This window comes from Microbacterium sp. (assembly GCF_035556355.1).
In the GTDB taxonomy this organism is placed as follows: Bacteria; Actinomycetota; Actinomycetes; order Actinomycetales; family Microbacteriaceae; genus Microbacterium.
This window is the reverse complement of sequence record NZ_DATMFG010000025.1, coordinates 78,032-86,401: the sequence shown is the minus strand read 5'-3', so window position 1 is coordinate 86,401 and position 8,370 is coordinate 78,032. Positions and strand designations below refer to the sequence as shown.

Genomic DNA, 8,370 nt, shown 5'->3' with positions numbered 1-8,370 from the left:
TGGTGGATGATCGCCGATCAGCGCGCCGCGACCATCACGGTGCGCGACCACCAGTACGTGCGCATCCTCGACCTCGTCGCGGCGCTCGAGACGCGGCGGTACGGCGCCGCCGGACGCCTGCTCCTCGACGTGACCGACCCTCTCGGCTTCGCAGGTGGCGCCTTCGTGATCGAGGTCGACGCCGACGGCGTCGGGCGCGTGACACCGGTCGACCGCGACGCCGCGCCCGACGCCGCTCTCGCGGTGCGCCTGGGCATCACCGAGCTCTCGGCGGTCTACCTCGGCGGAGTCTCGCTCGCGACCCTCCACCGTGCCGGGCGGGTGATCACCGACGACCCCGTCGCCGCCGCGCGCGTGTTCTCGTGGCACACGCCGCCTCGGTTGAGCATCTGGTACTGATCCCGTGGCGGTGATCTCGCGGCGGGTGGCGGCGCCGCGGGACCGCCCGTGTGCGATCGAGCGCGCCGTGTCGCCTAGCCTGGAGCGGACATGGCACATCTTCTCGGGGCCGAGGCCCTGCACCTGGAGTTCCCCACGAAGGTCGTCTTCGACGGCGTCTCGCTCGGCGTCGAGGAGGGCGACCGCATCGGGATCGTCGGGCGCAACGGCGACGGCAAGTCGAGCCTGCTCGCGATGCTCGCGGGCCGCCTCCAGCCGGACTCCGGACGCGTCACGATGCGCGGCGGTGTCCGTGTCGGCGTGCTCGATCAGTCCGACACCCTCGACGACTCGCTGACCGTGCGGGAGGCGGTCGTCGGCGACCGCGCCGAGCACGAGTGGGCGGGAGACGCCCGCGTGCGCGACGTGATCGCAGGACTGCTCGACGGCATCGCGTGGGACGGCCCTGTGACCGACCTCTCCGGCGGCCAGCGCCGCCGCGTCGCTCTCGCGGCCCTCCTCACACGCGACGACGATGTGCTGTTCCTCGACGAGCCGACCAACCACCTCGACGTCGAGGCGATCGCGTGGCTCGCCGCCCATCTCAAGCGGCGATGGCCGGCGAACGTCGGCGGCCTGCTCGTCGTGACGCACGACCGGTGGTTCCTCGACGAGGTGTGCACCAAGACATGGGAGGTGCACGACCGCATCGTCGAGCCGTTCGACGGCGGGTATGCGGCGTACATCCTGCAGCGCGTCGAGCGCGACCGTCAGGCCGCGGCGATCGAGGCGCGCCGCCAGAACCTCGCCCGCAAGGAGCTCGCGTGGTTGCGCCGCGGCGCGCCGGCGCGCACGTCGAAGCCGAAGTTCCGCATCGAGGCGGCGAACGCCCTCATCGCCGACGTGCCCGAGATCCGCAACAAGACCGAACTCCAGTCGCTCGCCGTGACGCGCCTCGGCAAGGATGTCGTCGACCTCCTCGACGTCTCGGTGTCGTACGACTCGACCGAGGTGCTCCACGACGTCGAATGGCGCATCGCCCCCGGTGAGCGCACGGGCATCCTCGGCGTCAACGGCGCCGGCAAGTCGACGCTGCTCGGCCTCGTCTCGGGTGACGTCGAGCCGACCTCGGGGCGCGTCAAGCGCGGCAAGACCGTCAAGGTCGCGACCCTCACGCAGCGCCTCGACGAGCTCGAGGACCACCTCGACGACCCGGTGCGCGTCGTCGTGTCGCGCCTGCGCACGACGTACACGTTCGGCACGGGCTCCAGGGCGCAGGAGCTCACCCCCGGCCAGCTCCTCGAGCGCATGGGATTCGCGAGCGCGCAGCTCTCGACTCCTGTGAAGGACCTCTCCGGCGGTCAGAAGCGTCGACTGCAGCTCCTGCTGATCCTTCTCGAGCAGCCGAACGTCCTGATCCTCGACGAGCCGACGAACGACCTCGACACCGACATGCTCGCCGCGCTCGAAGACCTCCTCGACTCGTGGGCCGGCACGCTCATCGTGGTGTCGCACGACCGGTACTTCATCGAGCGGGTGACCGACCAGCAGTACGCGATCCTCGGGGGGCGCCTGCGGCATCTCCCGGGCGGCGTCGACGAATACCTGCGCCTGCGCGAGCGTGAGAAGGCGAGCGCGGCGACTTCGCCGGTGAAGGCGACGGATGCCGCGGCATCCGCTTCGCCCGCTTCTCCTGGACTCAGCGGGGCGGAGCTGCGCGCCGCGCAGAAGGAGCTGGCGGCGCTTGAGCGCAGGCTCGAACGGCTCGAGAAGGACATCGACGCCGCGCGCGTCGCGCTCGCCGACCGCGACCAGTCCGACTACGTCGCGCTCGGCGCAGAGATGGAGCGGATCGGCGCGCTCGAGTCGGAGCGGGACGACCTCGAGGCGCGCTGGTACGAGCTGAGCGAGCAGATCGGCTGAGGCCGTCCGCGCGCCCCGACGGCGGTCAGTCGGCCGTGTCGAAGCTCAGGCTGAGCTTGCGCAGGAGCGACGCGAGGCGTTCGCGGTCGGCGCGCGACAGGGCGTCGAGCAGGAGCGCCTCGGCGTCGACGAGGCGCGTGATGGCGGCGTCGACCCGTGTGCGGCCGTCTTCGGTGAGGATCACGAGGATGCTGCGCCCGTCGTCCGGGTCGGCTTCGCGTCGCACGAGCCGGCGGCCGACGAGCCGGTCGATGCGGTTCGTCATGGTGCCGCTCGAGACGAGCGTCTGCTGGAGGAGCTGCTTGGGGCTCAGCTGGAAGGGCTCACCCGCGCGGCGCAGCGCGGACAGGACGTCCCACTCCCACGGTTCGAGCTCGCTGCGGCGGAACGCGTCGCGCCGCGCGCGGTCGAGGTGGCGCGACAGGCGGTCGACGCGCGAGAGCACCTCGAGCGGCGAGAAATCGAGGTCGGGACGCTGCCGGGTCCACGCGCTGACGATCCGGTCGACCTCGTCCGTCTCCTTCGGCATCCCCCCATTGTTCCGGGATTTGGGGCGGGATTCCGACGCTGGGGCGCACGAAATGCGCCCCAACGTCGGGAATCCGCCCCGAACCGGTCTCGCCGACTGAACCGCGGAGGGTCGAACAGGCGCGGTCTGGCAGACTTGACGGGGCGCTCGTCCGGCAGCGGATGACCGCGATCCGCCGTGGTGTAATGGCAGCACGACAGCCTTTGGAGCTGTGAGGTCCAGGTTCGAGTCCTGGCGGCGGAGCATGGAGAACACCGCATCCTCGCTCGCCGTGATCGTGCTCGCCGCGGGCCAGGGCACCCGCATGAAGTCCCGCACGCCGAAGGTGCTGCACGGCATCGGCGGCCGGCCCCTCGTCGCGCACGTGCTCGACGCGGCGCACACGCTCTCGCCCGAGCGCCTCATCGTCGTCGTGCGCCACGAGCGCGAGGCCGTCGCGTCCGCGATCGCCGAGCTCGATCCGGCCGCGATCGTCGTCGACCAGGACGAGATCCCCGGCACCGGGCGGGCCGTCGAGGTGGCGCTCCCCGTGCTCGACGGGTTCGGCGGCGACGTGCTCGTGCTGAGCGGCGACGTTCCCCTCCTCGAGCCCGCGACGCTCGCCGACCTCATCGCCACGCACCGCCGGCGCCACGCCGCTGTGACATTGCTGAGCGCGGTGGTCGGCGATCCGACGGGCTACGGACGCGTCATCCGCGACGACTCCGGCGACGTCCGGCGCATCGTCGAGCAGAAGGACGCGAACGACGACGAGATCGCCGTCAACGAGATCAACGCCGGGGTGTACGTCTTCCGCGCCGACGCGCTGCGCACGCACCTGCCGCGCCTGGACTCCGCCAACGCGCAGGGCGAGCGTTACCTCACCGACGTGGTGGGCCTCGCGCGCGGCGAGGGCGAGGTCGTCTCCGTACAGCAGGCGCCGGATGCCGCGGCGGCGCTCGGCGTGAACGACCGTGCCCAGCTGGCCGAGGCGGGGCGCATCCTCAACCAGCGGATCGTGCGTCGCTGGCAGCTCGAGGGGGTGACGATCCAGGACCCCGCGACCACGTGGATCGACGTGACCGCGACCCTCGCGCCCGACGCCGTCATCCTGCCGAACACGCACATCCTGCGGTCGACGACCGTCGCGACCGGCGCGGTCATCGGCCCCGACACGACCCTCGTCGACTGCGAAGTCGGCGAGAACGCGACCGTGCGCCGCACGGACGCGACCCTCGCCGTGATCGGCGCCGGCGCGAACGTCGGGCCCTTCGCGTATCTGCGCCCGGGCACGTACCTCGGCGACAAGGGCAAGATCGGCACGTTCGTCGAGACGAAGAACTCCACGATCGGCGAGCGCAGCAAGGTGCCGCACCTGTCGTACATCGGCGACACGACGATCGGCACGGGAGTCAATCTGGGCGCCGGTGCGATCACCGCGAACTACGACGACATCACCAAGCACCGCACCGAGATCGGCGACGAGGTGCACACCGGGTCGCACAACGTGTTCGTCGCGCCCGTTAGGATCGGAGACGGCGCGAAGACCGGGGCGGGGGCCGTGATCCGCAAGGATGTCCCCGCTGGCGCCCTGGCCTTGAGCGTTTCACCCCAGCGCAACATCGAGGGCTGGGTCGAGAAGAACAGACCGGGAACCGCGGCGGCCGAACTGGCGGCGAAGGCCCGGACCGCACAGAAGGCGGACGATGGGGCGCAAGAACAAGACGGTTGACCTCGATCGAGAGCACGACATCGCCCCAGGGCTCGTCGCGAAGACCAAGAAGCGCCTCGTCGTCGCATCCGGTCGCTCCCATCCCGAGCTGGCGAGTCAGGTCGCGAAGGCGCTCGGCACGGAGCTCGTCCCGACGGAGTACCGCACGTTCGCGTCGGGTGAGATCCTGACGCGGTTCGAAGTCTCGATCCGCGGATGCGACGTGTTCCTCATCCAGTCGTTCGGCCAGCCGGTCAACGAGTGGATGATGGAGCTGCTCATCATGCTCGACGCGGCCAAGCGGGCATCCGCCAAGCGCATCACCGTCGTCGCGCCGTACTTCCCGTACTCGCGGCAGGACAAGAAGGGCCGCGGGCGCGAGCCCATCAGCGCGCGGCTCGTCGCCGATCTGCTGAAGACCGCGGGCGCCGACCGGGTCATGAGCGTGGATCTGCACGCGGCGCAGATCCAGGGCTTCTTCGACGGCCCGGTCGACCACCTGTTCGCCAAGCCCGTGCTGCTCGAGTACTTCCGCAGCACCCTCAGCGCGGACGACCGCGCGAAGCTCACCGTCGTCTCGCCCGACACGGGCCGCGTGCGCGTCGCCGACACGTGGTCCGACAGCCTGGACGCGCCGCTCGCGATCATCCACAAGCGTCGCGACCCGAATGTGGCCAACCAGGTCACCGTCAACGAGATCGTCGGTCGCGTGGAGGGCCGCGTGTGCCTCCTCGTCGACGACATGATCGACACGGGCGGCACGATCGTGAAGGCGGCCGAGGCGCTCAAGGCGAACGGCGCCGAGCGCGTGATCGTGGCGGCGACGCATCCGGTCTTCAGCGATCCCGCCTCCGAGCGCCTGCAGAGCGACTCGATCGACGAGGTCGTCGTGACCGACACGATCCCCGTGCCGCTCGACAAGCGCTTCCCCAGCCTCACGATCCTGCCGATCGCACCGCTGCTGGCTCGTGCGATCAAGGAGGTCTTCGAAGACGGCTCGGTGACCCGCATGTTCGACGGAGCCGCCTGACCCCCTCGATCCGCTCGCGCGAGGAGCCTCCATGGCAGAGCAGAGCAACACGGTGGGAGCGCTCGAGCGACCGTACGCGCTGCCGATCGATGACGTCGCAGAGGGTCTCCGGACGGGGCTGGACGGCCTGTCGTCCGCGGCCGCCGCGGACCGTCTCGAGGCGCACGGGCCGAACGTGCTGCCCGAGCCGAAGCGCAAGCCCGCGATCCTGCGCTTCCTCGCCCACTTCAACGACACGCTGATCTACATCCTGCTCGGCGCCGCCGCGGTGAAGGCGATCATGCAGGATTGGCTCGACTTCTGGGTCATCATGTCGGTCGCGATCATCAACGCGGTCATCGGCTACGTGCAGGAGGGCCGGGCCGAGAAGGCGCTCGCCGGCATCCGGGGCATGCTCTCGGCCGACGCGAGCGCACGGCGTGACGGACGCTGGGTCACCGTCGCCGCGGCCGACCTCGTGCCGGGCGACGTCGTGCGCCTCGCGCCGGGCGACAAGGTGCCGGCCGACGTGCGGCTGTTCCAGTCGTTCCAGCTGCGCATCGACGAGGCGGCTCTGACGGGCGAGTCGGTGCCCGCCTCGAAGTCGATCGATCCGGTCGCGACGGATGCCGGGGTGGGCGACCGCGCGTCGATGGCGTTCTCGGGCACCATCGTCGCCGCGGGTCAGGGTCGCGGCATCGTGACGGGCACGGGGCCGGCGACCGAGATCGGCAAGATCCAGAGCCTCGTCGGAGAGGCCGGCTCGCTCGACACGCCTCTCACGAAGCAGCTCGACGACTTCGGGCGCGTGCTGACCCTCGTGATCCTCGGCATGGCCGTTGTCATGCTCGCGATCGGACGTTTCCTGCACGGCATGCCGTTCGGCGAGCTGGTCTCGGCGACCGTCGGCTTCGCCGTCGCCGCGATCCCCGAGGGGCTTCCCGCGCTCGTGACGATCACGCTCGCGATCGGCGTGCAGCAGATGGCCAAGCGTCACGCCATCACCCGCAAGCTGCCGGCCGTCGAGGCGCTCGGATCGGTCACGACCGTGTGCTCCGACAAGACGGGCACGCTCACGAGGAACGAGATGACGGTGCGGCGCATCGTCACACGCGTGCACGGGTACGGCGTGTCGGGGCTCGGCTACGACCCGCGCGGCAGGATCACACCCGACGGACGAGATGAGGCGGATGCCCCGCCCCGCCCGACACCCGACCTCGCGGCGATCCTCGCCGTCGCGACCCTGTGCAACGACGCCCACATCGTGCGCGACGCCCCGGCCGCCACAGAGGACGTCGCCGACACATCCGCAGGACGCTGGTCGCTCGTGGGCGAGCCGACCGAGGGAGCTCTGAAGGTCGTCGCGATGAAGGGCGGCGTCACCAGCGAGGGCACGCGGCGAGTGGGCGTGCTGCCGTTCGACTCCGCGAACAAGCTCATGGCGACGGTGAACGAGTCCGCGGACCACTCGCGCGCGATCCTGGTGAAGGGCGCGCCCGACCGCCTGCTCGAGCGGTCGTCGAGCCAGCGCGGAGCCAACGGGACGGAGCCACTCGATCTCGCGCGGTGGGGGAGCGCGATCGACGAGCTGAGCGCGCAGGGACTGCGCGTCCTCGCGGCGGCGCGGCGCCCTGTCGCGCCGACGTTCGACCACGTGGGGCTCGACGACCTGCACGACCTCGAGTTCCTCGGGGTGTGGGGCATCCTCGATCCGCCGCGGCCCGAGGCGATCGACGCGATCGCGGACTGCCACGCCGCGGGCATCCGGGTCAAGATGATCACGGGTGACCACGCCGGAACCGCCCTCGCGATCAGTCGTGAGATGGGTCTCGTGCCCGACGGCGAAGACGTGCACGTGATGACCGGCACCGAGCTCGAAGCGCTCTCGCAGGAGCAGCTCAAGGGGGTCGTGCGCGAGGTCGACGTCTACGCGCGCACGAGCCCCGAGCACAAGATCCGCATCGTGCGCGCGCTGCAGTCGCACGAGGAGGTCGTCGCGATGACGGGCGACGGCGTGAACGACGCGCCCGCGCTCACGCGTGCGAACGTGGGCATCGCGATGGGCATCAAGGGCACCGAGGCCACGAAGGAGGCGGCCGAGATCGTCCTCGCGGACGACAACTTCGCGACGATCCGCAGCGCCATCCGAGAGGGCCGGCGGATCTACGACAACCTCCGCAAATCGATCGTCTTCCTGCTTCCGACCAACGGCGCGCAGTCGCTCGTGATCCTCGTAGCGGTCGTCTTCGGGATCGCGCTGCCGCTCACGCCGGTGCAGGTGCTGTGGGTCAACATGGTGACCGCGGTCACGCTGTCGCTCGCGCTCGCGTATGAGCCGGCCGAAAAGGGCATCATGCGGCGCCCACCGCGTGCGCCCGGCGGCTCGATCATCAACCTGCGGGAGCTCGGGTTCGTGCTCGTCGTGTCGCTGCTCATCGGAGGCGCGACACTCGGTGTGTTCTACAGCGTCGTGGCAGCCGGCACCGGCATCCCGTACGCGCGAACCGAGGCGGTCGCGATGCTCGCGCTGGGACAGCTCGCGTACCTGTTCAACTGCCGGTTCCTGACGCGTTCGAGCCTCACGTCCGACGTGTTCCGCGGCAACCGCGTCGTGTGGTGGTCCGCCCTCGCGCTCATCGTGCTGCAGCTCGTGTACACGTACGCGCCGTTCATGAACGACCTGTTCGATTCGCGCCCGCTCGCCCTCACGTCGTGGCTGCTGCCGCTCGGGCTCTCCGTCGTCCTCTTCCTCGCGATCGAGCTCCTGAAGCTCGTGCGCCGCCGCCGCGCGCGCTCATAGGTTCCTCATAACCTCGATCGCGATGATCGTTCCCGTGTCCG

6 protein-coding genes and 1 tRNA gene are annotated in these 8,370 nt (G+C 70.5%); 6 read left to right on the top strand and 1 reads right to left on the bottom strand.

Annotated features, from left to right (window positions below; translation table 11 throughout):
• Both VNR19_RS07930 and VNR19_RS07925 read left to right on the top strand, forming a co-directional pair.
• Positions 1-399: sterol carrier protein domain-containing protein (locus tag VNR19_RS07930; protein WP_325725576.1), on the top strand; the 399-nt coding region annotated here is incomplete at its 5' end.
• 90 nt (positions 400-489) lie between these two features.
• Entirely contained in the window at positions 490-2,301 is a 1,812-nt protein-coding gene (locus VNR19_RS07925; protein WP_325725575.1) for an ABC-F family ATP-binding cassette domain-containing protein, read from the top strand.
• A 25-nt stretch (positions 2,302-2,326) separates the two neighbouring features.
• On the opposite strand, the gene VNR19_RS07920 is transcribed toward VNR19_RS07925, so the two are convergent.
• On the bottom strand, positions 2,327-2,830 hold the full coding sequence (locus VNR19_RS07920) for a MarR family winged helix-turn-helix transcriptional regulator (protein WP_325032034.1): 504 nt from the start codon (positions 2,828-2,830) through the stop codon (positions 2,327-2,329).
• A 171-nt stretch (positions 2,831-3,001) separates the two neighbouring features.
• On the opposite strand from VNR19_RS07920, the gene VNR19_RS07915 reads away from it, so the two are divergent.
• The 4 genes from VNR19_RS07915 to VNR19_RS07900 all read left to right on the top strand — a co-directional run bounded on the left by VNR19_RS07915 (position 3,002) and on the right by VNR19_RS07900 (position 8,329).
• Positions 3,002-3,073: transfer RNA gene (locus VNR19_RS07915), tRNA-Gln, on the top strand.
• Position 3,074: 1 nt separating this feature from the next.
• Entirely contained in the window at positions 3,075-4,541 is a 1,467-nt protein-coding gene (gene glmU, locus VNR19_RS07910; RefSeq protein WP_325725573.1) for a bifunctional UDP-N-acetylglucosamine diphosphorylase/glucosamine-1-phosphate N-acetyltransferase GlmU, read from the top strand.
• Positions 4,516-5,550 carry a ribose-phosphate diphosphokinase gene (locus VNR19_RS07905; RefSeq protein WP_325725571.1) on the top strand — a complete coding sequence of 345 codons (1,035 nt, stop codon included), beginning with the start codon at positions 4,516-4,518 and terminating at the stop codon, positions 5,548-5,550. The genes glmU and VNR19_RS07905 overlap by 26 nt, the downstream gene beginning before the upstream one ends.
• Before the next feature lie 31 nt (positions 5,551-5,581).
• Positions 5,582-8,329 (top strand): cation-translocating P-type ATPase, encoded by a 2,748-nt coding sequence (locus tag VNR19_RS07900; protein ID WP_325725569.1) that lies wholly within the window; start codon positions 5,582-5,584, stop codon positions 8,327-8,329.
• Positions 8,330-8,370 lie beyond the last annotated feature (41 nt).